Here is a 21,534-nt window from a genome sequence, read left to right on the forward strand (position 1 = left end):
GTCGCTCGGAATAGCCCGTCGTTAGGATGTGTTCACTCAGACGGTCGGGCGAGAACGTCGATCGGGCACCACGGCTCGAACGCATCTGGCACGACATCCGCCACGTTCTTCCAGAGAGGTGCTCATGCGCCAGATCATCATCATCGGCTCCGGCCCCGCGGGCTACACGGCCGGCATCTACGCCGCACGAGCCGGGCTCGAGCCGCTCATCGTGGCCAGCTCGGTCGAGGCCGGCGGCGAGCTCATGAAGACCACCGAGGTCGAGAACTTCCCGGGCTTCCCCGACGGCATCATGGGCCCCGACCTCATGTTCAAGCTGCAAGAGCAGGCAGAGAAGTTCGGCGCCGAGGTGCTGCTCGACGACGTCACCAGCGTCGACCTGACCGGTGACGTCAAGAAGGTCACGCTCGGCAACGGCACCGTCGAGGAGGCCGTCACGGTGATCTTCGCCACGGGCAGCGCGTACCGCAAGCTCGGCCTCGCCGACGAAGAGCGCCTCAGCGGCCGCGGCGTCAGCTGGTGCGCCACCTGCGACGGCTTCTTCTTCAAGCAGAAGGAGATCGCGGTCGTCGGCGGCGGCGACTCGGCGATGGAGGAGGCGACGTTCCTCACCCGCTTCGCCAGCAAGGTCTACGTCATCCACCGCGGCGACTCGCTGCGTGCGTCGAAGATCATGCAAGAGCGCGCCTTCGCCAACGACAAGATCGAGTTCCTCTGGAACAAGACCGTCACGAAGATCAACGGCGACGAGAAGGCCACGGGCGTGCAGCTGACCGACACGGTCGACGGCAGCACCAGCGACCTCGACCTCGACGGTCTCTTCATCGCGATCGGCAACGACCCGCGCGTGCACCTCGTCCACAACCAGCTCGACCTCACGGTCGACGGCACGATCGCCGTCGAGGGCCGCAGCTCGAAGACCAACCTGCGCGGCGTGTTCGCGGCCGGCGACGTCATCGACGCGACCTACCGCCAGGCGGCCACCGCCGCCGGCTCCGGTGTCGTCGCGGCGCTCGACGCCGAGCACTTCCTGGCGAGCCTCGACCAGACGTTTCTAGCCGAGAACACCGAGGGCGCGGCCGAGGGCATCGACACGGCCGAGTCCGTCGCGGTGGGCGTCTGACCGGACCCCCGGTCACCGTCTCGCGAACCCCACAGCCCTAACAGTCCCCACGACGAAAGGAACCACCATGAGCACCGCCAAGGCAGTCACCGACGCGTCCTTCGAGAGCGACGTCATCACCTCCGACAAGACGATCCTGGTCGACTTCTGGGCCGAGTGGTGCGGCCCGTGCCGCGCCGTCTCGCCGATCCTCGACCAGATCGCGGCCGAGCACTCCGACAAGATCGAGATCGTCAAGCTGAACGTCGACGACAACCCGCAGACCGCGGCGAAGTACCAGATCACCTCGATCCCCGCCATGAAGGTCTACCGCGGTGGCGAGGTCGTCAAGACCGTCATCGGCGCGAAGCCCAAGCAGGCCCTCGAGGCCGACCTGGCGGAGTTCCTGGCGTAGTCGAGAGACCGCATCGAGAGCCCGCCCAGCACCACGCTGGGCGGGCTCTCGTGGTCTCACCGCCGCACCAGGCATAGTCTTGAGCGATTCACCCTCCGACCGTTAAGGACGCAGATGAGCGACAAGGGCACCAACCTCGATCCGTGGTACGACTCGTACGCCGACCGCACGGCCGGCCTGAGCGCCTCCGAGGTCCGAGCCCTGTTCGCCGTCGCCTCCCGCCCCGAGGTGGTCTCCCTGGCCGGCGGCATGCCCTACGTGTCGGCCCTGCCCCGTGAGCTCGTCACGGGCTCGATCGACCGCGTCATGTCGAAGGGCGGGGGCGCGATGGCGCTCCAGTACGGCTCGGGGCAGGGCACACCGGCGATCCGCGAGCACATCATGCAGATCATGGCGATGGAGGGGATCCGCGGCAGCGCCGACGACGTCGTCGTCACGACCGGCTCGCAGCAGGCGCTCGACCTGGTCACCCGGCTGTTCATCAACCCGGGCGACGTCGTGCTGGCCGAGTCGCCGAGCTACGTGGGCGCCCTGGGCGTCTTCAAGGCGTACCAGGCCGATGTTCAGCACGTCGCGATGGACGACGAGGGGCTGATCCCGGAGGCGCTGCGAGAGGCGATCACGGCCGTCACCTCGCGGGGCGGCACGATCAAGTTCCTGTACACCATCCCCAACTTCCACAACCCGGCCGGTGTCACGCTCTCGTGGGCCCGTCGACTCGAGATCCTCGAGATCTGCCGCAGTGCGGGCATCCTGGTGCTCGAAGACAACCCGTACGGGCTGCTGTCGTTCGACGAGCCGGCCCCGCAGGCCATGCGCTCGGTCGACGACGAGGGCGTCATCTACCTCGGTTCGTTCTCGAAGACGCTCGCACCCGGGTTCCGCGTCGGCTGGGCTCTGGCGCCGCACGCGATCCGCGAGAAGCTGATCCTCGCGAACGAGTCGGCCACCCTGTCGCCGAACTCGTTCGGTCAGTTCGTCATCACCGAGTACCTCGATCAGGCCGACTGGCGGGGGCAGATCGACATCTTCCGCGATCTCTACCGCGAGCGGCGCGACGCCATGCTGTCGGCCCTGGGGGAGTACCTGCCGTCGCTCAGCTGGACGCGCCCCGAGGGCGGCTTCTTCGTGTGGCTGTCGCTGCCCGACGAGCTCGACTCGAAGGCCATGCTGCCGCGGGCCGTCAAGGAGCTCGTCGCCTACACGCCCGGTACGGCGTTCTACGCCGACGGAGGAGGTCGGCAGAACATCCGTCTGTCGTTCTGCTACCCGACCTCCGAGATGATCAAGGTCGGCGTGGCCCGGCTGGCGACCGTCATCAACGGCGAGCTCGATCTGCTCAACACGTTCTCGGGGGCGCAGCTCGGCAAGCCCAGCCGTCAGCGCGAGGGCGTCACGATGCCGCCGCCGAACATCTCCTGATCAGGCCTTTACCCGTAACACCGCTCACTCTCCCGAAGGATCACCGGCCATGAACTCGAGCCCTCTGCGCAACGTCACCGTCCTCGCCGGCGGCATCTCGCACGAGCGAGACGTGTCTCTGCGATCAGGGAGGCGCGTGGTCGACAGTCTCACCTCCCACGGCATCACGGTCGAGCTGCGTGATCCCGATGCGACCCTGCTGGCTCACCTGACCGAGACGCGGCCAGACGTCGTGTGGCCGGTGCTGCACGGGGCGAGCGGTGAGGACGGCGCTCTGCGGGGCCTGCTCGAGGCGCTGGACATCCCGTTCGTCGGCAGCACCTCCGCCGCGGCGCGTCTCGCGTGGGACAAGCCCACCGCCAAAGAACTCGCCCGTCGCGCCGGGGTTCTGACCCCTCGAGGGCTCACCCTGTCGCACGATGCCTTCCGCGAACTGGGCGCAGCAGGAGTCCTCGCAGCGATCGCCGACGAGCACCCGGTGCCCGTCGTGGTGAAGCCGGCCCGAGGAGGCTCGGCGCAGGGAGTCACGGTCGTCGAGTCCGCAGATGGCCTGCCCCGTGCGATGGTCGACGCCTACACGTACTGCGACGACGTGATCGTCGAGCAGAAGATCACCGGCACCGAGATCGCAGTCGGGGTCATCGACACCGGTGATGGTCCGACGGCGCTGCCGGCTGTGGAGATCGTGCCGCGGAGCGGCTTCTACGGGTTCGACGCGCGCTACAACGCGGGGGAGACCACCTTCTTCACGCCCGCTCGTCTCGATGATGACGCTGCTGCGGGCGCGGCCCGCGCGGCGGTCGCCGTACACGAGGCGCTGGGGCTGCGGCACCTGTCGCGGGTCGACCTCATCGTCGATGCGACCGGTGCGGCGTGGTTCCTCGAGGTGAATGTGCTGCCCGGGCTCACCGAGACCTCTCTCGTGCCCATGGCGCTCGATGCGGCCGGCTTCGAGCTGGGCCTCGTCTATGCCGCGCTGGCCGAGAAGGCTGTGCGCGAGCACCAGTAGGCCTGCCTCACCGCTCTGTGTGTCTGTGTTTCACGTGAAACTCGGTGAAAGTCCGGCACTCTCTCGCGTTAAAACTCCTCCATGTGCCACGTCGCACTACTGAGGCACGTGCGCCGGTCCGGTTTCACGTGAAACGTACCGACTTGACCGACGACACACGGACCATCGCACCTGACACCTGGTACCTGGCACCCGGCACCCGCGCACCCGCACACCCCGGACCCCGGATCCCGAACCCAGCACCTCGTATTTGCACGCTGCGTGCCTGCCCACCCGCGGACCCGGCACCTCCCTCTCGAACACCCGCGCACCTGCGCACCTCCGCACTTCCGCGCCGGCACACCGGCGCACCGGCGCAGGCGACTATGCGTAGATGGACCACCGCCATCGATTCACATACCTGCGCAACCACATGCGCCCTCTCCGTGGTGTCCTGACACAGCCGCAAGTTAGATCGCCGCAGTCCTGCCCGTCGCATGGCCCTGCGGATGTATTGCTCGGGCGTCGCGCCACGATCGGCGACTCGGATATCCCGACACAGCACGGAAGAACAAGTCGTACCGTCGAAACTGCTGTTCACAGACATGTAACAGCGCATCGGCGTCCAGCGACGAGCATCACAGCATGGCTATCGCAGAGACGAGCAGACCCTCTAGATCGCCGTGCACGCCCCTGCACGGTATGACCGCGACAACGAACGGTGCCCGGACCCGGGCCAGGGCGAGACTGAAGGGCAGGCCCACCTACCAAGCCAGGCGATGAATCGGGTCTGTACGCAGCCAGTGTAAGTAACAGGACTGCCCAGCATCCTCGACGTCGAAACGCCCCCTCCAAGGAGGGGGCGTTTCACGTGAAACACGACCGCCGAGACGGCCAGTTCGACCTCAGACCACGGGATCCTGGCCCAATTCGCCCAGGATACGGTTCAGGTCGTCGATCGTGGCGAAGTCGATGGTGATCGACCCCTTTCGCGCACCCAGGTTGACCTTTACCCGTGTCTCGAGCCGGTCGCCGAGGCCCTCGGCGATCTCGTCGAGGTGCGCTTGGTGGCGGCCGGCCGCCTTGGTGGTCTTGGCCTTGGCCGGAGACCCTGCAGCGATCGCCTCAGCCTGTCGGACGGAGAGATCCTCGTTGACGATCTTCTCCGCGAGACGCTCCATCAGCACGGGGTCGCCCGTCGACAGGATCGCCCGTGCATGACCGGCCGACAGCACGCCCGCAGCCACCCGGCGCTGCACACTGGCCGGCAGCCTCAGAAGGCGCAGCGTGTTCGTGATCTGAGGTCGGCTTCTGCCGATGCGAGTGGCGAGTTCATCCTGAGTGATGCCGAAGTCGGCAAGAAGTTGCTGATAGGCGGATGCTTCCTCCAGCGGGTTCAGCTCAGCCCTGTGCAGGTTCTCCAGCAGAGCATCACGCAGCATCGCGTCGTCAGCGGTGTCTTTGACGATCGCCGGGATCGTCGCGAGACCCAGCTCCTTCGTCGCGCGGAGTCTGCGCTCGCCCATGACGAGCTCGTACTGCACCGGCGTCGTCTTCTTGCCCTTGTTCGGCAGGGGCCGTACGACGATGGGCTGCAGCACACCGACCTCGCGGATCGACGTCACGAGCTCAGCCAGCTCCTCGTCACGGAACTCCGTGCGCGGCTGCTTCGCGTTCGGAACCACGTCCAGGGGATTGAGGTTCGCCAACCGAGCCCCAGGCACCGCGACCAGGTCTTCCGCCGTCTGCTGCGCCGTGGGGAAGAACACGTCGACAGGGCGTCCCTGTGTCTCGTCGTTCACGGGGATGAGAGCGCCGATGCCGCGCCCGAGTCCGGTTCTCTTCGTAGCCACTACTGGGGTGCTCCTCGGTGTGCGAGTTCGGCGGCCGCCTCGAGGTACGAGATCGACCCGGGGGAGTTCTGGTCGTAGCTGATCACGGTCTGCCCGTAACCAGGGGCTTCGCTGATCCGCACCGAGCGGGGGATCAGCGTCTTGAGCGCCTCCTCGGGGAAGTGCTCGCGTACGTCGGCGACGACCTGCTGCGCCAGGTTCGTGCGCCCGTCGTACATCGTCAGCAGGATGCTCGACACGGCCAGACGCGGGTTGAGGTGCTTCTCGATCAGCTGGATGTTGCGGAGCAGCTGGCTCAACCCCTCCAGCGCGTAGTACTCGCACTGGATCGGGATCAGGACTTCTCCTGCAGCGACGAACGCATTGATGGTGAGGAGACCCAGTGACGGCGGGCAGTCGATGAACACGTAGTCGTAGCGCTGGCCCGCAGCCTCTGTCCGCTCGAGGTGCGCTTCCAACGCCGTGCGGAGCCTCTGCTCACGGGCGACGAGAGAGACGAGTTCGATCTCAGCACCGGCGAGGTGGATGGTGGCCGGGATGCAGAACAGGGTTTCGAACTCGGGGCTCTGCTGCACGACGTCGTCCATGTTGCCGTCGTTGACGATGACATCGTAGACGCTCGGGGTGTCCGCCCGGTGGTCGACTCCGAGAGCGGTCGAGGCGTTGCCCTGGGGATCGAGGTCGATGACGAGCACGCGGGCGCCACTGCGAGCCAGGGCGGCGGCGAGGTTCACCGTCGTCGTCGTCTTGCCCACACCACCCTTCTGGTTCGACACGGTCAAGACCCGTGTCTCCGCCGGCGGGGGAAGCGGCGCACGCGACAGTGCCGCCTTGCGCCGGTTCAGGTCGGCGAGCTCCCGAGCCAGGGGAGTGGTGCCGTCGTAGTCAGTGGAGGAACTCACCGGATGGATTCTCCGAATCGCCATGTTTCACGTGGAACAACGTGGGTGCCGCCCGACGAACACAGTCGAACACCGAGGAGGCGCGGCGACAGGTCGAGCACTGGCTCAACTTTAGCTTGCAGCACCGACAAAGCACGGAGGTGAGCGCGCGATAACACGCAAACCGTCGAAACTCCTGATCAAGGGTAGTTCAGGTACCAGATCGGGTGTCGCATGCGTCAAACGCTCTCTCAGCGCTACAGCCACCACGAGTCGCACCCCGACGTGACCGATCGCGCTCAGATCGGCTCCTGTGGAGCCGGATCGCGCCTCCTGAAGGTGGTCACGCCAGGGTGGCGCGGAACACCCTGGTCGTCTCGGTCGGGTCGACCACGCCGACGCCCAGCTCGAGCACCTCGACATCGACGAGATGGTTCTTCGCGATGACCTTGCGCGCGGCGTCGACCTCAGCATCGACTCGCGCGCCCTTCATCAGCAGCAACTGGCCGCCCGTCTTGACCAGGGGAGCGGTCAGCGGGATCAGCTTCGACAGCGCCGACACCGCGCGGGCGGTCACCTGGTCGAGCCAGCCGTCGAGCTCGACCTCTTCGGCACGAGCCCGCACGACCTCGACGTTCGTCAGGCCCATTCGCCCGGCCTCGGCACGCAGCCAGTCCGTGCGACGCTCCATCGGCTCGATCAGCACGAGCGTCGCGCCGGGTCGGGCGGCCGCGAGCACCAGGCCGGGCAGACCCGCACCCGACCCCACGTCGCCCACGCGGCCGTCGACGAGGAGCGGTGCGACGAGACCGGAGTTGACGATGTGCCTCGTCCACAGCCGCGGCAGCTCGAGCGGGCCGATCAGACCGAGCTCTTCGCCGTACTGGGCGAGATCACGTGCGTACTGCCGCACCACGTCGATGCGGTCGCCGAAGATCTCGGCGGCGACGGCCGGTTCGGTCTCGAGGGTGCTCTGGTCGGCCATCGGTCGTTCGGCGTGCCGACTCAGGCGCGGGTGATGACGGTGTGGCGGTCGCGGCCTTCGCCCTCGGACTCCGAGGTGAAGCCACGGGCGGCCACGATGTCGTGGACCAGCTTGCGCTCGTACGACGACATGGGGGGCAGCGACGCCGCGGTGCCGCCCTCTTCGAGCTTCTCGACCGCGCGGTCGACGAGGGCGCCGAGCTCGGCCTCGCGGATGGCGCGCGAGCCCCCGATGTCGAGGATGAGCCGCGAGAACTCGCCGGTCTTGGTCTGCACCGCGATGCGCGTCAGCTCTTGCAGAGCGTTCACCGTGTCCGGCTTCGACAGCACGCGGAGGTTGCCCTCGCCCGTCGAGTCCACCGAGATGTACGAGCGGCCGGCACGGACCTCGATGTCGATGTCGCCGTCGAAGTCGCAGATGTCGAGCAGCTCTTCGATGTAGTCGGCGGCGATCTCGCCCTCGTCGAGGTCGCCCGTCGAGGAGGTGCTGGTCGCGTTCTCGTCGGAGGCCTCGGCGGCACTGGGGTCGACCCGCGCCTCCTCGGGGGACTCGGTCTCGGAGGCGACGCCCTCGGCGTCGGTCGGCTGCGTGTTCGTCACGTCGTTGTGGTCCGTCTCGCTCGTCACTTCTTGTTGCCGTTCTGCTTCTTGGCGCGGTTCTTGCCCACCGGCTGAGTGCGCTGGGTGGTCTTCGGCACGGCCGGAGCCGACTCGATCTCGGTCACCGTGATGGCGGGCAGACCCTGGCCCTTGCGCTGCTGCTTGCGGGCGAGGCGCTCTTCGCGGGCGAGCGCTGCCTCGCTGCCGGGCGTGGGCATGTTGCGGATGACGATGAACTGCTGCGCCATCGTCCAGATGTTCGAGGTCAGCCAGTAGAACATGACGCCGAGGGGGAACGAGAGACCCGAGAAGACGAAGACGAGAGGCAGCACGTAGAGGAGCATGCGCTGCTGCTTGAACATGGGGCTCGCCTTGGTCTCGGGCGACATGTTCTTGGAGACGATCTGCAGCTGGGTGATGAACTGCGACGCGGTCATGACGACGACCATGCCGGCGGCGATGAGACGCACCTCCCAGGTGGTGGCGCTGAGGAAGGTCTCCTTCAGCGGTGCGCCCCAGAGGGTCGCCTCGCCGAACGACGTGGAGAGCGCCTGGTTCAGCAGGCCGACCCCGACGCCCTCGCGCTGGGCGTTCTGCAGCACCGAGAAGAGGCTGAAGAAGATCGGCATCTGGATCAGCAGCGGCAGGCAGGAGCTGAGCGGGTTGGTGCCGGTGTCTTTGTACAGCGCCATGGTCTCGCGCGACATGGCCTCGCGGCTGAACTGGTCGCGCTTGCCCTTGTACTTGTCTTGGATCTTCTTGAGCTTGGGCGCGATCTCCATCATGCGTCGCTGGCTCTTGATCTGCCGGACGAAGATCGGGATGAGCAGCGCTCGCACGACGAGCACCAGGCCGACGATCGACAGCACCCACGTTCCGCCCCAGTCGAAGCCCATGCCCGCACTGGTCAGGAGTTCGTGGAAGCCGACGAGGATCGCCTCGACGACCCACTTGAGGGGCCAGAGGATGGTGTCGATGAAGCCCATGGTGTTCGGGTCAGCCCTTTCCGTGGCTCTGTACGAGGAGACCGTGCGGTGCGACGGGAGCGGAGGCTCGAGCCGCACGACGGGGGAGCACGAAGCCGGAGCCCGTGATCGAGAAGTTCTGGAACCGCGGTTCGGGGACGTCGTCGATGCCGCCCGCCGCCCAGGGGTTGCACCGCGCGATGCGCCAGGCGCCGCGAGCGGAGCCGGCGACGACGCCGTACCGCTGGATCGCCTCGAGCGCGTACCGCGAGCACGACGGGTAGTACCGGCAGACCTCGCCGTAGAGCGGGGAGATGACCGCCCGGTAGGCGCGGAGCACGACGATCGCGACGTTGCGTGGAAGCAACGACACGAACAGTACGAGTTCTCTCACGCTTTCACGACCTTGTCGACGACCCCTGAGATATCCCTCAGCAGGGTAGACCAGGAAACGTCGACGCTGCCTGGCAAAGAGCGGATCACGATGTCGGTGCCCGGAGGCAGCGACGGCAGCAGCTCGTGGCAGACGTGCTTGAGGCGACGACGCACGGTGTTGCGGGCGACCGCATTGCCCACGGTCTTGGCCACGATGAACCCGAACCGGACGTCGCCGCCGTCGTCATGACGACGCACGTAGACGACCGAGTGCGCCGTGGCCGACTTGCGGCCACGGCGCACGGTGTTTCGGTAGTCGTCTGCGCGGACGATCCGGTTGGCTCTGGCCAACACCGGGTGCGACTACGCGGAGAGTTCGGTGCGACCCTTGCCACGACGGGCGGCGAGGATGGCGCGACCCGCACGGGTGCGCATGCGAGCACGGAAACCGTGCTTCTTGGCGCGGCGGCGGTTGTTCGGCTGGAACGTTCTCTTGCTCATGGTGTTTTCTCCAGTGATGCGGACCTGGCCTGCTGCCATGATCCGAGAAGTCTTGTACAGCCCAACTGGCTGAAATCAACTGATTAAAAGTACGCGGCATCGGCCCTGCGGTCAAACGGCAGCCTCGAACGAGTTTATCCACAGTGTTGAAAACTCCGATTGCAGAAGACATACTCATCCGAACTAGGGTGGGTACCTCCCGCTCCGGATCCGCGTAAACACGGGGAACGAGCACCACTCCCGGCTGAATCGGCCACCGCCGACCCGTGGACAAAGCTGTGCATAACTCGGTACGCCGAGATGCCGTCGCCCCCGGGGCGCACGGCGTGCCCAGCACGCAGATCACCGGCAGAAAGAGAAATCCCCGTGGCGAACACCGTCGATCCGGTCCAGGACCTCTGGCGGTCCGTGCTCGCGAGTCTGACCACCGACGACCGCATCACCCCCCAGCTGCACGGCTTCATCAGCCTGGTCGAGCCGAAGGGCGTTCTGGGCGGCACCCTCTACCTCGAGGTGCCCAACGACCTCACCCGGGGCATGCTCGAACAACGCATCCGGGGGCCGCTCCTCGAGTCGATCGCCGCGCTCGGCGACGACTCCGTCGCGAGCTTCGCCATCACGGTCAACCCCGACATCACGCCCGACACCCTCACCCAGCAGCCCGAGCAGACCGAGCCGGCCCACTACATCGAGGCCCCGTTCGTCCCCACCCCGGTCGAGTCGCCGACCACGGGCAAGCGCAACGACTCGCGACTGAACCCGAAGTACAGCTTCGACAACTTCGTCATCGGGGCCTCGAACCGGTTCGCCCACGCCGCCGCGGTCGCCGTGGCAGAAGCGCCGGCCAAGGCCTACAACCCCCTCTTCATCTACGGGTCGTCCGGTCTGGGCAAGACGCACCTCCTCCACGCCATCGGCCACTACGCCGAGACGATGTACCCGGGCATCCGCGTCCGCTACGTCAGCAGCGAGGAGTTCACGAACGACTTCATCAACTCGATCGCGAACAACCGCTCGAACCTGTTCCAACAGCGGTACCGCGAGATCGACATCCTCCTGATCGACGACATCCAGTTCCTGCAGGGGAAGGACAGCACCCAGGAGGCGTTCTTCCACACCTTCAACACGCTGCACGATCACGACAAGCAGCTGGTGATCACGAGCGACCTGCCGCCGAAGCACCTGACCGGCTTCGAGGACCGCATGCGCTCGCGCTTCGAGTGGGGCCTCATCACCGACGTGCAGGCGCCCGACCTCGAGACCCGCATCGCGATCCTCCGCAAGAAGGCGCAGAGCGAGAAGCTGCAGATCCGCGACGAGGTGCTCGAGTTCATCGCCACGAAGGTGTCGAGCAACATCCGCGAGCTCGAGGGCACGCTCATCCGGGTCACGGCGTTCGCGAGCCTGAACCGGACGGCCGTCGACCTGGCGCTGGTGCAGACCGTGCTGAAGGACCTCATCACGCTAGATGAAGACAACATCATCGCGCCGGTCGACATCATCAACCACACCGCCGACTACTTCAAGCTCTCGGTCGACGACCTCTACGGCTCGTCGCGGTCGCAGGCGATCGCGACCGCGAGGCAGATCGCGATGTACCTGTGCCGCGAGCTGACCAGCCTGTCGCTGCCGAAGATCGGTCAGCTGTTCGGCAACCGCGACCACACGACGGTCATGTACGCGAACAAGAAGATCAGCGAGCTGATGAAGGAGCGCCGGTCGATCTACAACCAGGTCACCGAGCTCACCAGCCGCATCAAACAGGACACCCGCTACAAATAAGGGCCCGGTCGAGGGGCGAGATCGTCACCTCCCGGCAGCACCGTCCGAACGGGCGTCGACCATCGGTCGGCGCCCGTTCGTCGTCTCGTCGACCTGCAGGAGGCGCGCAACAGCACCCCAGGAGACCGGACGATCCCACAGTGTGGATAACCTGTGGAAAGTGGTGGATAACTTGGGGGCCGGTTGTTCACGGATGACATGACCCTGTGGGAACAGCCCTCGACCCCACCGGCGGTCGTCCCGGAGTTTGTGATTCCGGTCCACACCGAGTGCACAAGTCACACGGTTGTAGTTCCCTGTCGCCGCGGGGTTTTTAACAGGTTATCCACACTGTGCACAACGGTTAAGACTGTTAATCCTCATTACAAGAAATCATTGGAGAGACAACCTTGTGGACGGATCGAGGGCCCTCGAGGCCACGGGTCCGGGGCGCCGATTGCTGTGCCAGTATTAACCGGCCATCCACGAGCAGGTAGTCGATAGGGGTCCCCCGCGTGAAGTTCCAGGTCAACCGTGACGTCTTCAGCGATGCCGTCTCCTTCGCGGTGAAGCTCCTTCCGCAGCGCACCACGCTGCCGATCCTGAGCGGGGTGCTGATCGAGGCGGACGCCGACGGCCTCACCCTGTCGTCGTTCGACTACGAGGTCTCGGCTCAGACGCAGATCCCCGCCGAGGTCGACGAACCCGGCACGATCCTCGTCTCCGGGCGTCTGCTGGCGGACATCGCGAGTCGCCTGCCGAACGCTCCCGTCACGTTCTCCACAGAGGAGAACCGCATCGCGGTCAGCTGCGGGTCCGCCAACTTCTCGTTGCTGAGCATGCCCGTCGAGGAGTACCCGACGCTGCCGACGGTGGGCGAGCAGTCGGGTGTCGTACCCGGCGACCGCTTCGCACTGGCCGTCTCGCAGGTCGCCGTCGCCGCGTCACGCGACGACGTCACCCCGGTCATCACGGGTGTCCAGCTCGAGGTCACCGAGAACGCGCTCTCGCTCGTGGCCACCGACCGGTACCGCGTGGCCGTCCGAGGCATCGACTTCGACCCGGGCACCGCCGCCAGCGCCGAGACGACCACCGCGCTCGTCCCGGCCCGCACCCTGCAGGAGGTCGGCAAGACCTTCGGCAACGCGACCACCGTCTCCGTGTCGATCACCGGCAGCGACGACCGCGAGCTCATCGCGTTCCAGGCCGGCAACAAGACCGTCACCTCGCTGCTGATCAAGGGCAACTTCCCCCCGGTCAAGCGGCTCTTCCCCGAGACCGTCGAGAACTACGCCGTGATCAACACGGCCGAGCTCGTCGAGTCCATCCGCCGCGTCTCGCTCGTCCTCGAGCGCGAGGCGGCCCTCAGGTTCACGTTCACCATCGACGGCCTCACCCTCGAGGCCATCGGTAGCGAGCAGGCGCAGGCGTCAGAGTCGATCGATGCGTTGTTGACGGGAGAGGACACCGTGGTCTCGTTGAAGCCGCAGTTCCTCCTCGACGGTCTCGGAGCAGTCCACTCCGAGTTCGTCCGCATCTCCTTCACGAAGACGGAGAACCCGAACAAGCCCGGTCCGGTGCTGATCACCAGTCAGTCCTCCAAAGACCAGGCAGGCGCTGACAGCTACAAGTACCTGCTGCAGCCCAACCTCCTCCTGCGCTAGACGCGCCCCCCAGAGCAGGCGCCCACCCGCGCCTCCCACGAACAAAGGAAACCTATGCACATCGGCCTCGTCGGTCTCGGCAAAATGGGCAACAACATGCGTGCCCGCCTCCGCGACAAGGGCATCGAGGTGACCGGTTACGACGCCAACCCCGCCGTCTCCGACGTCGCCACGCTCTCCGATCTCGCCGCCGGGCTCCCCAGCCCCCGCATCGTCTGGGTGATGGTCCCCGCGGGTGACATCACCGCCGCCGTCATCGAAGACCTCTCCAAGGAGCTCTCCGAGGGCGACCTGGTCATCGACGGCGGCAACAGCAAGTTCACCAGCGACTTCGCGAACGAGAAGCTGCTCGGCGCCAAGGGCATCAAGTACATCGACGCCGGCGTCTCGGGCGGTGTCTGGGGCAAAGACAACGGTTACGGCCTCATGGTCGGCGGTTCCACCGAGAACGTCGCCATCGCACAGCCGATCTTCGACGCGCTCCGCCCCGAGGGCCCCCGCGAGGAGGGCTTCGTGCACGCCGGCGACACCGGCGCCGGTCACTACGCGAAGATGGTCCACAACGGCATCGAGTACGCGATCATGCAGGCCTACGGCGAGGGCTACGAGCTCCTCGAGGCCCGCTCCGACCTGATCAAGAACGTGCCCGGCACCTTCAAGGCCTGGCAGCGCGGCACCGTCGTGCGCTCCTGGCTGCTCGAGCTGATGGTCCTCGCCCTCGAGGCCGACCCGAAGCTCGCCGAGATCTCGGGCTACGTCGAGGACAGCGGCGAGGGTCGCTGGACTCTCGAAGAGGCGATCAACCACGCCGTGCCGATGCCGACGATCAGCGCGTCGATCTTCGCGCGCTTCGTCTCGCGTCAGGGCGAGGGTTCGCCGACCATGAAGGCCGTCGCCGCGTTGCGCAACCAGTTCGGTGGCCACGCGGTCAAGAAGGCCTAGCGCCTCTCCGGCCCGCGTGCGAGTACTGCATCTCAGTCTCACCGACTTCCGCAACTACACCACTGCAGAAGTCGGCCTCGCGCGCGGGCCGAACCTCTTCGTCGGCAGCAACGGCCAGGGCAAGACGAACCTGGTCGAGTCGCTCGGCTACCTCTCGAGTCTCGGCTCGCACCGCGTCTCGAGCGACGCCGCCCTCATCAGACAGGGCGCCGACTCCGCGATCGTCCGGGCCCGACTCGAGGCCGACGGTCGCGAGCTGCTCGCCGAGGTGCAGATCAACCGGTCGTCGGCGAACCGGGCGCAGATCAACCGCGGCGCGATCAAGCCCCGCGAGCTGCCGCGCTACTTCACCAGCGTGCTGTTCGCCCCCGAAGACCTCGCGCTCGTGCGAGGCGAACCGTCGGGTCGCCGCCGGTTCCTCGACGAGCTGCTCGTCGCCCGATCACCTCGCTTCGCCGGCGTCCAGACCGACTACGAGCGGGTGCTGAAGCAGCGGAACACCCTGCTCAAGTCGGCCAGGGCCAGCGGCGTCAAGGCCGGTCAGCTCGGCACCCTAGACATCTGGGACGAACGTCTCGTCGCCCTCGGCAGCGAGCTCATCATCGCGCGCGATCGACTGGCCGCCGATCTCGCCCCCGAGGTCGCCCGCGCCTACGCCGCCGTGGCCGGTGAAGACCACCGGGCCCGGCTCGCCACCGTGCTGAGCATCCGCGGGTCCGTCCCCGACGACGAGACCGCGGCGGCCGCGGAGGTCCCCGACGAGGCGATCCCGGCCGAGTCCGTCGCCGACGTGTTCCGCGAGGCGCTCGCCCGCGTGCGTCCCTCCGAGCTCGATCGCGGTCTCACCCTGGTCGGGCCGCACCGCGACGACCTCTTCCTCTCGTTGAACGGCCTCCCGGCACGCGGTTACGCCAGCCACGGCGAATCGTGGTCGTTCGCTCTGGCATTGAAGCTCGCGTCGGCGGCGGTCGTCCGCTCCGAGTCGGCCACCGGCGACCCCGTCATCGTGCTCGACGACGTGTTCGCCGAGCTCGACGGATCCCGCCGCGAGCGTCTCGCCGACGAGGTCGCCGGCTACGAGCAGGTGCTCATCACCGCCGCGGTCGAGGGCGACGTGCCGCAGCGGCTGAAGGCGCACACCGTGCGCATCGCGGCCGGCACCATCGTCGACGAGGCGACCCCGTGACCGACGCGCCCGATCCGTCCGAGACCGGCGCCGCGCCTCCTCCGGTCCCCGGCCCGCAGCTGCCGCCGGTGGAGCTGCCGCCCGCCGACGAGGCGCAGCGGGTGTATCTGCGGTTCCGCCGGGTCTTCGGCGACCCCACGAGCCGATCGCGCGACGGTCGACGACGCAAGGCCATCAAGCTCGGATCGCCGAGTCAGCCTTTCGGCACGGGTCGCGAGCCACGGGGCATCGCCGACGTGCTCGCCAGCGTCACGACCGAGATGGGCTGGAACTCGCCGCTCGCGCAGTCCGAGCTGATGGAGGCGTGGCCGGCGCTGGTGGGCGACGAGCTCTCGGGGCACTCGCATCCGGTGTCGATCGACGACGGCACGCTCACCGTGCAGTGCGATTCGACGGCCTGGGCGACGCAGCTCCGTCTGATGCGCGGACAGGTCACCACGACCATCGTCCAGAGGTACCCCGAGGCGGGCATCCAGTCGGTGCGATTCTTGGCACCCAACGCCCCGACCTGGAAACGCGGTCCCAGATCGGTTCCAGGGCGTGGTCCTCGCGATACCTACGGGTGACGAGGGTGAATCGTCCAAGGCGGTGGAGAAAATCCCTCTGAGGGCGGATTTCGCCCCGTCGCGGACGGGCCTGCGGTAGACTCGGAAGGTCGTCCGCCGGCCTCTCCAGGGGTTCGGAGAACGGGCGTTCCACCCTCGTCCCATCCGGCAGGAGCCTCCCCGCACATGTCACCTGACACCACCGACGCCCAACCCGACCACTCTTACGGCGCCGGCGACATCCAGGTGCTCGAAGGGCTCGAGGCCGTCCGCAAGCGACCGGGCATGTACATCGGCTCGACAGGGCCCCGGGGTCTGCACCACCTCGTGTACGAGATCGTCGACAACTCGGTCGACGAGGCCCTCGCGGGGCACTGCGACCACATCGAGATCACGATGCGCGAAGACGGCGGCGTCCGCGTCGTCGACAACGGCCGCGGCATCCCGGTCGACATCCACCCGGTGGAGGGGCGGTCGACGGTCGAGGTCGTCCTCACCGTGCTGCACGCCGGCGGCAAGTTCGGCGGTGGCGGCTACGCGGTCTCGGGTGGTCTGCACGGCGTCGGCAGCTCCGTCGTCAACGCGCTCTCGAGCGAGCTCGACGTCGAGGTCCGCCGCCAGGGCAACGTGTACCGGCAGAGCTTCACCGACGGTGTGCCCGTCGCGCCGCTCGCCAAGGGCGAGGCGGACGAGACCACCGGCACCACGATCACCTTCTGGCCCAACGCCGAGATCTTCGAGAGCATCGAGTTCGACTACGAGACGCTCCGCACCCGATTCCAGCAGATGGCCTTCCTGAACAAGGGCCTCCGCATCGAGCTCAGCGACGAGCGCGTGCAAGAGGACGACGCCGAGCCGAGGCACGACGTCTTCCACTACGAGAAGGGCCTCGTCGACTACGTCGAGTACCTCAACACGGTGAAGAAGGTCGAGACCGTCCACGACGACATCATCGCCTTCGAGCAGGAGGACACCGAGAAGAAGATCTCGCTCGAGGTCGCGATGCAGTGGAACACCTCGTACCAGGAGAGCGTCCACACCTACGCGAACACGATCAACACGCACGAGGGCGGCACCCACGAAGAGGGATTCCGTGCGGCGCTCACCACGCTGGTCAACCGCTACGCGAAAGACCCGAAGAACAAGCTGCTGAAGGAGAAGGACGACAACCTCACGGGCGACGACGTCCGCGAGGGCCTGACCGCCGTCATCTCGATCAAGCTGGGCGAACCGCAGTTCGAGGGTCAGACGAAGACGAAGCTCGGCAACACCGAGGCGAAGTCGTTCGTGCAGAAGGTCGCGTTCGACCAGATCACCGACTGGTTCGACCGCAACCCGCGTCAGGCCGCCGAGATCGTCCGCAAGGGGATCCTCGCATCGCAGGCCCGCATGGCCGCCCGCAAGGCGCGCGAGCAGACCCGACGCAAGGGCGTGCTCGAGTCGAACGGCATGCCCGGCAAGCTGAAGGACTGCCAGAGCAAAGACCCCTCGCTCAGCGAGATCTTCATCGTCGAGGGCGACTCGGCCGGCGGTTCGGCCGTGCAGGGGCGCAACCCCGAGACCCAGGCGATCCTGCCCCTCCGCGGCAAGATCCTCAACGTCGAGAAGGCCCGTCTCGACCGCGCGCTCGGCAACAACGAGGTCCAGGCGATGATCAAGGCCTTCGGCGCCGACATCGGCGAGGACTTCGACCCCGACAAGGCCAGGTACCACAAGATCGTGCTGATGGCCGACGCCGACGTCGACGGCCAGCACATCACGACGCTGCTGCTGACCCTGCTGTTCCGCTACATGCGTCCGCTGATCGACCTCGGCTACGTCTACCTCGCACAGCCGCCGCTCTACAAGCTCAAGTGGAGCAACGCGCCGCACGAGTACGTCTACAGCGACGCCGAGCGCGACGCCGTGCTGGTGTCGGGTCGCGCCGCCGGCAAGCGGATCCCCAAGGAGAACGCGATCCAGCGCTACAAGGGCCTCGGCGAGATGGATTACAAGGAGCTGTGGGAGACCACGATGGACCCGGAGACCCGCACCCTGCTGCAGGTGACCCTCGAGGACGCCGCGGCCGCCGACACGATCTTCGACACCCTGATGGGCGAGAACGTCGAGTCGCGACGCAACTTCATCCAGCAGAACGCGAAAGACGTGCGCTTCCTCGACATCTGACACGCGCCTCCGGTGATCCGGAGGACATCCGCGCCCCGCGGAGCAGATCGGGGCCGACGACGACAAACGGAGAATCATGGCCGACGAGCCGACAGACACCCCCGAGGGCACCGACCCCGAGGTCACGCCCACCTTCGCGGCGGCGCTGAAGCGCGACAGCATCGAGCAGGTCGACCTCCAGCTCGAGATGCAGCGCTCGTACCTCGACTACGCGATGAGCGTCATCGTCGGGCGCGCGCTGCCCGAGGTCCGCGACGGCCTGAAGCCCGTGCACCGCCGGGTCATCTACGCGATGTACGACGGCGGGTACCGCCCCGACCGCGCGTTCTCGAAGTGCTCGCGCGTCGTCGGCGACGTCATGGGTCAGTTCCACCCGCACGGCGACACGGCGATCTACGACGCGCTGGTGCGTCTGGTCCAGCCGTGGAGCCTGCGCTACCCGCTCGCGCTCGGCCAGGGCAACTTCGGCTCGCCCGGCAACGACGGCGCCGCGGCACCGCGGTACACCGAGACCAAGATGGCGCCGCTCGCACTCGAGATGGTCCGCGACATCGACGAAGACACCGTCGACTTCCAAGACAACTACGACGGCCGCACGCAAGAGCCGGCCATCCTGCCCAGCCGGTTCCCGAACCTGCTCGTCAACGGCTCGGTCGGCATCGCGGTCGGCATGGCCACGAACATCCCGCCGCACAACCTGCGCGAGGTCGCGTCGGGTGCGCAGTGGTACCTCGAGAACCCCGAGGCGTCGCGCGAAGAGCTGCTCGAGGCGCTCATGCAGCGCATCAAGGGGCCCGACTTCCCGACGGGTGCGCAGATCCTCGGCGTCAAGGGCATCCAGGACGCCTACCGCACGGGTCGCGGCTCGATCACGATGCGCGCCGTCGTCAACGTCGAAGAGATCCAGGGTCGCACCTGCCTCGTCGTCACCGAGCTGCCGTACCAGGTCAACCCCGACAACCTGGCGATCAAGATCGCCGAGCTCGTCAAAGACGGTCGCGTCGGCGGCATCGCCGACATCCGCGACGAGACCTCGGGTCGCACCGGTCAGCGACTCGTCATCGTGCTCAAGCGCGACGCGGTCGCGAAGGTCGTGCTGAACAACCTCTACAAGCACACGTCGCTGCAAGAGAACTTCGGCGCGAACATGCTCGCGATCGTCGACGGCATCCCGCGCACGCTCGCGCTCGACGGCTTCATCTCGGCCTGGGTCGATCACCAGATCGACGTCATCCAGCGGCGCACCCGCTTCCGTCTGAAGAAGGCCGAAGCCGACGTGCACATCCTGCGCGGCTACCTGAAGGCGCTCGACGCCCTCGACGAGGTCATCGCGTTGATCCGCCGGTCGCCCACCGTCGAGGAGGCGCGGGTCGGCCTGATGGACCTCCTCACGGTCGACGAGATCCAGGCCTCGGCCATCCTCAACCTCCAGCTGCGCCGTCTGGCCGCCCTCGAGCGGCAGAAGATCCAGGAGGACGCCGACAAGCTCGAGCGCGAGATCGCCGACTACAAGGACATCCTCGCGAAGCCCGAGCGCCAGCGCACGATCGTCAGCGACGAGCTGGCCGAGATCACCGAGAAGTTCGGCGACGACCGGCGCACCGAGATCATGTTCGGCTTCGACGGCGACATGAGCGTCGAGGACCTCATCCCCGAAGAGGAGATGGTCGTCACCATCACCCGCGGCGGTTACGTGAAGCGCACCCGCAGCGACAACTACCGCAGCCAGCACCGCGGCGGCAAGGGCGTGCGGGGTGCGCAGCTGCGCGCCGACGACGTCGTCGACCACTTCTTCGTCACCACCACGCACCACTGGCTGTTGTTCCTCACGAACAAGGGTCGCGTGTACCGCGCCAAGACCTACGAGCTCCAGGAGGCCGGTCGCGACGCGAAGGGCCAGCACGTCGCGAACCTGCTCGCGATGCTGCCCGACGAGCAGATCTCGCAGGTGCTCGACATCCGCGACTACGAGGTGGCCCAGTACCTGGTGCTAGCCACCCGCGACGGTCTGATCAAGAAGACCGCGCTCACCGAGTACGACACGAACCGCACCGGCGGCATCATCGCGATCAACCTGCGCGACGACGACGAGCTCGTCTCCGCCCTGTTGGTCGACGAACACGACGATCTGCTGCTCGTCTCCCGCCACGGGATGTCGCTCCGCTTCACGGCGACGAACGACTCGCTGCGTCCGATGGGTCGGTCGACGTCGGGTGTGAAGGGCATGACCTTCCGCGAGGGCGACACGCTGCTGTCGGCGTCGGTCTCGGACGACGAGGGCTACGTGTTCGTCGTGACCGAGGGCGGCTACGCCAAGCGCACCGCCGCCGACCAGTACCGGGTGCAGAACCGAGGCGGTCTCGGCATCAAGGTCGCCAAGCTCGCGGAGGCGCGGGGCGACCTCGCCGGCGCACTCATCGTGGGCGAGGACGACGAGGTGCTCGTGGTGCTGTCGAGCGGCAAGGTGGTACGGTCTGCCGTGGCCGAAGTGCCTGCCAAGGGCCGCGACACCATGGGTGTCGTGTTCGCACGGTTCGCCGCAGATGATCGGATCATCGCCGTGGCGCGCAACACCGAGCGCAACCTCGTGGCACAGTCCGACGAGGCTGTCATCGATGCCGTCGGTGACAACGAGGCCGTACCGGCCGTCAGTCCCGGAGACGTGATCGACGCCGTCGACACCGACGCCACGACGACCGATGTGCCGAACGACGGCACCACCGGAGAGGAACCGATCAATGAGTAGTGTCGCCGAGCGACTCCAGCGCAAAGCCAAGCGACCTGCGGGCACCAAGCAGGTCAGGCTGAAGCTGGTCTACATCGACTTCTGGTCGGTCGTGAAGCTCTCGTTCCTGATCGCGGTCGCCCTGGGCATCATCACCGTCGTCGCGACGTTCCTGATCTGGTTGATCCTCAACCAGACGGGCATCTTCAACGACCTGGACCAGCTGCTGCGCGACATCCTCGGCGATCAGGACTTCTCGATCCAAGAGTCGTTCAGCATCGGCCAGGTCATGCTCTTCGCGATCGTCGTCGCCATCCTGAACGTCGTGATCGGCACCGTGATCGGCGCCATCGTCGCGGTGCTCTACAACCTCAGTGTGCGTGTGACCGGCGGTCTCCTCGTCGGTTTCACCAACAACTGATCCGTTCCAGCGAATCGTCGACGCGGCCGCCGCGTCGA

20 protein-coding genes are annotated in these 21,534 nt (G+C 66.9%); 12 read left to right on the top strand and 8 right to left on the bottom strand.

Translation table 11 applies throughout. The annotated features are described in order from the left end of the window. Positions 1 to 124: 124 nt before the first annotated feature. The 4 genes from trxB (at position 125) to SOM11_RS07245 (ending at position 3,948) form a co-directional block, all read left to right on the top strand. Entirely contained in the window at positions 125 to 1,123 is a 999-nt protein-coding gene (trxB, locus tag SOM11_RS07230; RefSeq protein WP_192061219.1) for a thioredoxin-disulfide reductase, read from the top strand. Positions 1,124 to 1,190: 67 nt separating this feature from the next. Continuing rightward, a complete protein-coding gene (gene trxA, locus SOM11_RS07235) occupies positions 1,191 to 1,517 on the top strand; it encodes a thioredoxin (RefSeq protein ID WP_055799001.1) in 327 nt (108 codons plus the stop codon). Positions 1,518 to 1,631: 114 nt separating this feature from the next. Beyond that, a complete protein-coding gene (locus tag SOM11_RS07240; protein ID WP_192061218.1) occupies positions 1,632 to 2,939 on the top strand; it encodes a PLP-dependent aminotransferase family protein in 1,308 nt (435 codons plus the stop codon). A gap of 49 nt (positions 2,940 to 2,988) precedes the next feature. Beyond that, positions 2,989 to 3,948, top strand: coding sequence for a D-alanine--D-alanine ligase (locus SOM11_RS07245; protein ID WP_320477641.1), 960 nt, complete (start codon positions 2,989 to 2,991; stop codon positions 3,946 to 3,948). 884 nt (positions 3,949 to 4,832) lie between these two features. Here SOM11_RS07245 and SOM11_RS07250 read toward each other — a convergent pair. The 8 genes from SOM11_RS07250 to rpmH form a co-directional block, all read right to left on the bottom strand. Then, the gene (locus SOM11_RS07250) at positions 4,833 to 5,780 is read right to left on the bottom strand and encodes a ParB/RepB/Spo0J family partition protein (RefSeq protein ID WP_192061216.1); all 948 of its coding nucleotides are present in this window, start codon (positions 5,778 to 5,780) and stop codon (positions 4,833 to 4,835) included. Continuing rightward, positions 5,780 to 6,682 carry a ParA family protein gene (locus SOM11_RS07255; RefSeq protein WP_320477642.1) on the bottom strand — a complete coding sequence of 301 codons (903 nt, stop codon included), beginning with the start codon at positions 6,680 to 6,682 and terminating at the stop codon, positions 5,780 to 5,782. The genes SOM11_RS07250 and SOM11_RS07255 overlap by 1 nt, the downstream gene beginning before the upstream one ends. Positions 6,683 to 7,004: 322 nt before the next feature. Further along, a complete protein-coding gene (gene rsmG / locus SOM11_RS07260; RefSeq protein ID WP_320477643.1) occupies positions 7,005 to 7,646 on the bottom strand; it encodes a 16S rRNA (guanine(527)-N(7))-methyltransferase RsmG in 642 nt (213 codons plus the stop codon). Positions 7,647 to 7,666: 20 nt separating this feature from the next. Beyond that, the gene (locus SOM11_RS07265; protein ID WP_192061213.1) at positions 7,667 to 8,245 is read right to left on the bottom strand and encodes a R3H domain-containing nucleic acid-binding protein; all 579 of its coding nucleotides are present in this window, start codon (positions 8,243 to 8,245) and stop codon (positions 7,667 to 7,669) included. A 23-nt stretch (positions 8,246 to 8,268) separates the two neighbouring features. Continuing rightward, positions 8,269 to 9,231 carry a membrane protein insertase YidC gene (yidC, locus tag SOM11_RS07270; RefSeq protein ID WP_192061212.1) on the bottom strand — a complete coding sequence of 321 codons (963 nt, stop codon included), beginning with the start codon at positions 9,229 to 9,231 and terminating at the stop codon, positions 8,269 to 8,271. Between the two features lie 10 nt (positions 9,232 to 9,241). After that, positions 9,242 to 9,604: a membrane protein insertion efficiency factor YidD gene (gene yidD / locus SOM11_RS07275; protein ID WP_320477644.1), complete on the bottom strand. Its 363-nt coding sequence runs from the start codon at positions 9,602 to 9,604 to the stop codon at positions 9,242 to 9,244. Beyond that, the gene (gene rnpA / locus SOM11_RS07280; RefSeq protein ID WP_192061210.1) at positions 9,601 to 9,939 is read right to left on the bottom strand and encodes a ribonuclease P protein component; all 339 of its coding nucleotides are present in this window, start codon (positions 9,937 to 9,939) and stop codon (positions 9,601 to 9,603) included. The genes yidD and rnpA overlap by 4 nt, the downstream gene beginning before the upstream one ends. Before the next feature lie 9 nt (positions 9,940 to 9,948). Further along, positions 9,949 to 10,086: a 50S ribosomal protein L34 gene (rpmH, locus tag SOM11_RS07285; protein ID WP_043595303.1), complete on the bottom strand. Its 138-nt coding sequence runs from the start codon at positions 10,084 to 10,086 to the stop codon at positions 9,949 to 9,951. Positions 10,087 to 10,452: 366 nt separating this feature from the next. Between rpmH and dnaA the strand changes: the two genes are divergently transcribed. The 8 genes from dnaA to SOM11_RS07325 all read left to right on the top strand — a co-directional run bounded on the left by dnaA (position 10,453) and on the right by SOM11_RS07325 (position 21,496). After that, positions 10,453 to 11,868: a chromosomal replication initiator protein DnaA gene (gene dnaA, locus SOM11_RS07290; protein WP_055799026.1), complete on the top strand. Its 1,416-nt coding sequence runs from the start codon at positions 10,453 to 10,455 to the stop codon at positions 11,866 to 11,868. Positions 11,869 to 12,362: 494 nt separating this feature from the next. After that, positions 12,363 to 13,511, top strand: a complete 1,149-nt coding sequence (gene dnaN, locus SOM11_RS07295) for a DNA polymerase III subunit beta (RefSeq protein ID WP_192061209.1) — start codon at positions 12,363 to 12,365, stop codon at positions 13,509 to 13,511. Positions 13,512 to 13,565: 54 nt separating this feature from the next. Next, positions 13,566 to 14,453 carry a phosphogluconate dehydrogenase (NAD(+)-dependent, decarboxylating) gene (gene gnd, locus SOM11_RS07300; RefSeq protein ID WP_192061208.1) on the top strand — a complete coding sequence of 296 codons (888 nt, stop codon included), beginning with the start codon at positions 13,566 to 13,568 and terminating at the stop codon, positions 14,451 to 14,453. A 16-nt stretch (positions 14,454 to 14,469) separates the two neighbouring features. Then, complete coding sequence (gene recF, locus SOM11_RS07305; RefSeq protein WP_192061207.1) at positions 14,470 to 15,639, top strand: DNA replication/repair protein RecF; 1,170 nt, start codon at positions 14,470 to 14,472, stop codon at positions 15,637 to 15,639. Beyond that, on the top strand, positions 15,636 to 16,205 hold the full coding sequence (locus tag SOM11_RS07310; RefSeq protein WP_320477645.1) for a DUF721 domain-containing protein: 570 nt from the start codon (positions 15,636 to 15,638) through the stop codon (positions 16,203 to 16,205). Before recF ends, SOM11_RS07310 begins: the two co-directional genes overlap by 4 nt. 165 nt (positions 16,206 to 16,370) lie before the next feature. Then, on the top strand, positions 16,371 to 18,350 hold the full coding sequence (gene gyrB / locus SOM11_RS07315) for a DNA topoisomerase (ATP-hydrolyzing) subunit B (protein WP_192061206.1): 1,980 nt from the start codon (positions 16,371 to 16,373) through the stop codon (positions 18,348 to 18,350). Between the two features lie 76 nt (positions 18,351 to 18,426). Further along, complete coding sequence (gene gyrA, locus SOM11_RS07320) at positions 18,427 to 21,096, top strand: DNA gyrase subunit A (protein ID WP_192061205.1); 2,670 nt, start codon at positions 18,427 to 18,429, stop codon at positions 21,094 to 21,096. Further along, a complete protein-coding gene (locus SOM11_RS07325; protein WP_243213711.1) occupies positions 21,089 to 21,496 on the top strand; it encodes a DUF3566 domain-containing protein in 408 nt (135 codons plus the stop codon). Before gyrA ends, SOM11_RS07325 begins: the two co-directional genes overlap by 8 nt. The last annotated feature ends 38 nt before the right edge of the window (positions 21,497 to 21,534 follow it).

The organism is Frigoribacterium sp. CFBP9029 (assembly GCF_034045305.1).
Lineage (GTDB): Bacteria > Actinomycetota > Actinomycetes > Actinomycetales > Microbacteriaceae > Frigoribacterium.

Bases quoted from the DNA above. Each gene is read 5' to 3' on its own strand.
- trxB (WP_192061219.1), top strand. From the start codon at position 125: ATGCGCCAGATCATCATCATCGGCTCCGGCCCCGCGGGCTACACGGCC.
- trxA (WP_055799001.1), top strand. From the start codon at position 1,191: ATGAGCACCGCCAAGGCAGTCACCGACGCGTCCTTCGAGAGCGACGTC.
- SOM11_RS07240 (WP_192061218.1), top strand. From the start codon at position 1,632: ATGAGCGACAAGGGCACCAACCTCGATCCGTGGTACGACTCGTACGCC.
- SOM11_RS07245 (WP_320477641.1), top strand. From the start codon at position 2,989: ATGAACTCGAGCCCTCTGCGCAACGTCACCGTCCTCGCCGGCGGCATC.
- rsmG (WP_320477643.1), bottom strand. From the start codon at position 7,646: ATGGCCGACCAGAGCACCCTCGAGACCGAACCGGCCGTCGCCGCCGAG.
- yidC (WP_192061212.1), bottom strand. From the start codon at position 9,231: ATGGGCTTCATCGACACCATCCTCTGGCCCCTCAAGTGGGTCGTCGAG.
- rpmH (WP_043595303.1), bottom strand. From the start codon at position 10,086: ATGAGCAAGAGAACGTTCCAGCCGAACAACCGCCGCCGCGCCAAGAAG.
- gnd (WP_192061208.1), top strand. From the start codon at position 13,566: ATGCACATCGGCCTCGTCGGTCTCGGCAAAATGGGCAACAACATGCGT.
- gyrB (WP_192061206.1), top strand. From the start codon at position 16,371: ATGTCACCTGACACCACCGACGCCCAACCCGACCACTCTTACGGCGCC.
- gyrA (WP_192061205.1), top strand. From the start codon at position 18,427: ATGGCCGACGAGCCGACAGACACCCCCGAGGGCACCGACCCCGAGGTC.
- SOM11_RS07325 (WP_243213711.1), top strand. From the start codon at position 21,089: ATGAGTAGTGTCGCCGAGCGACTCCAGCGCAAAGCCAAGCGACCTGCG.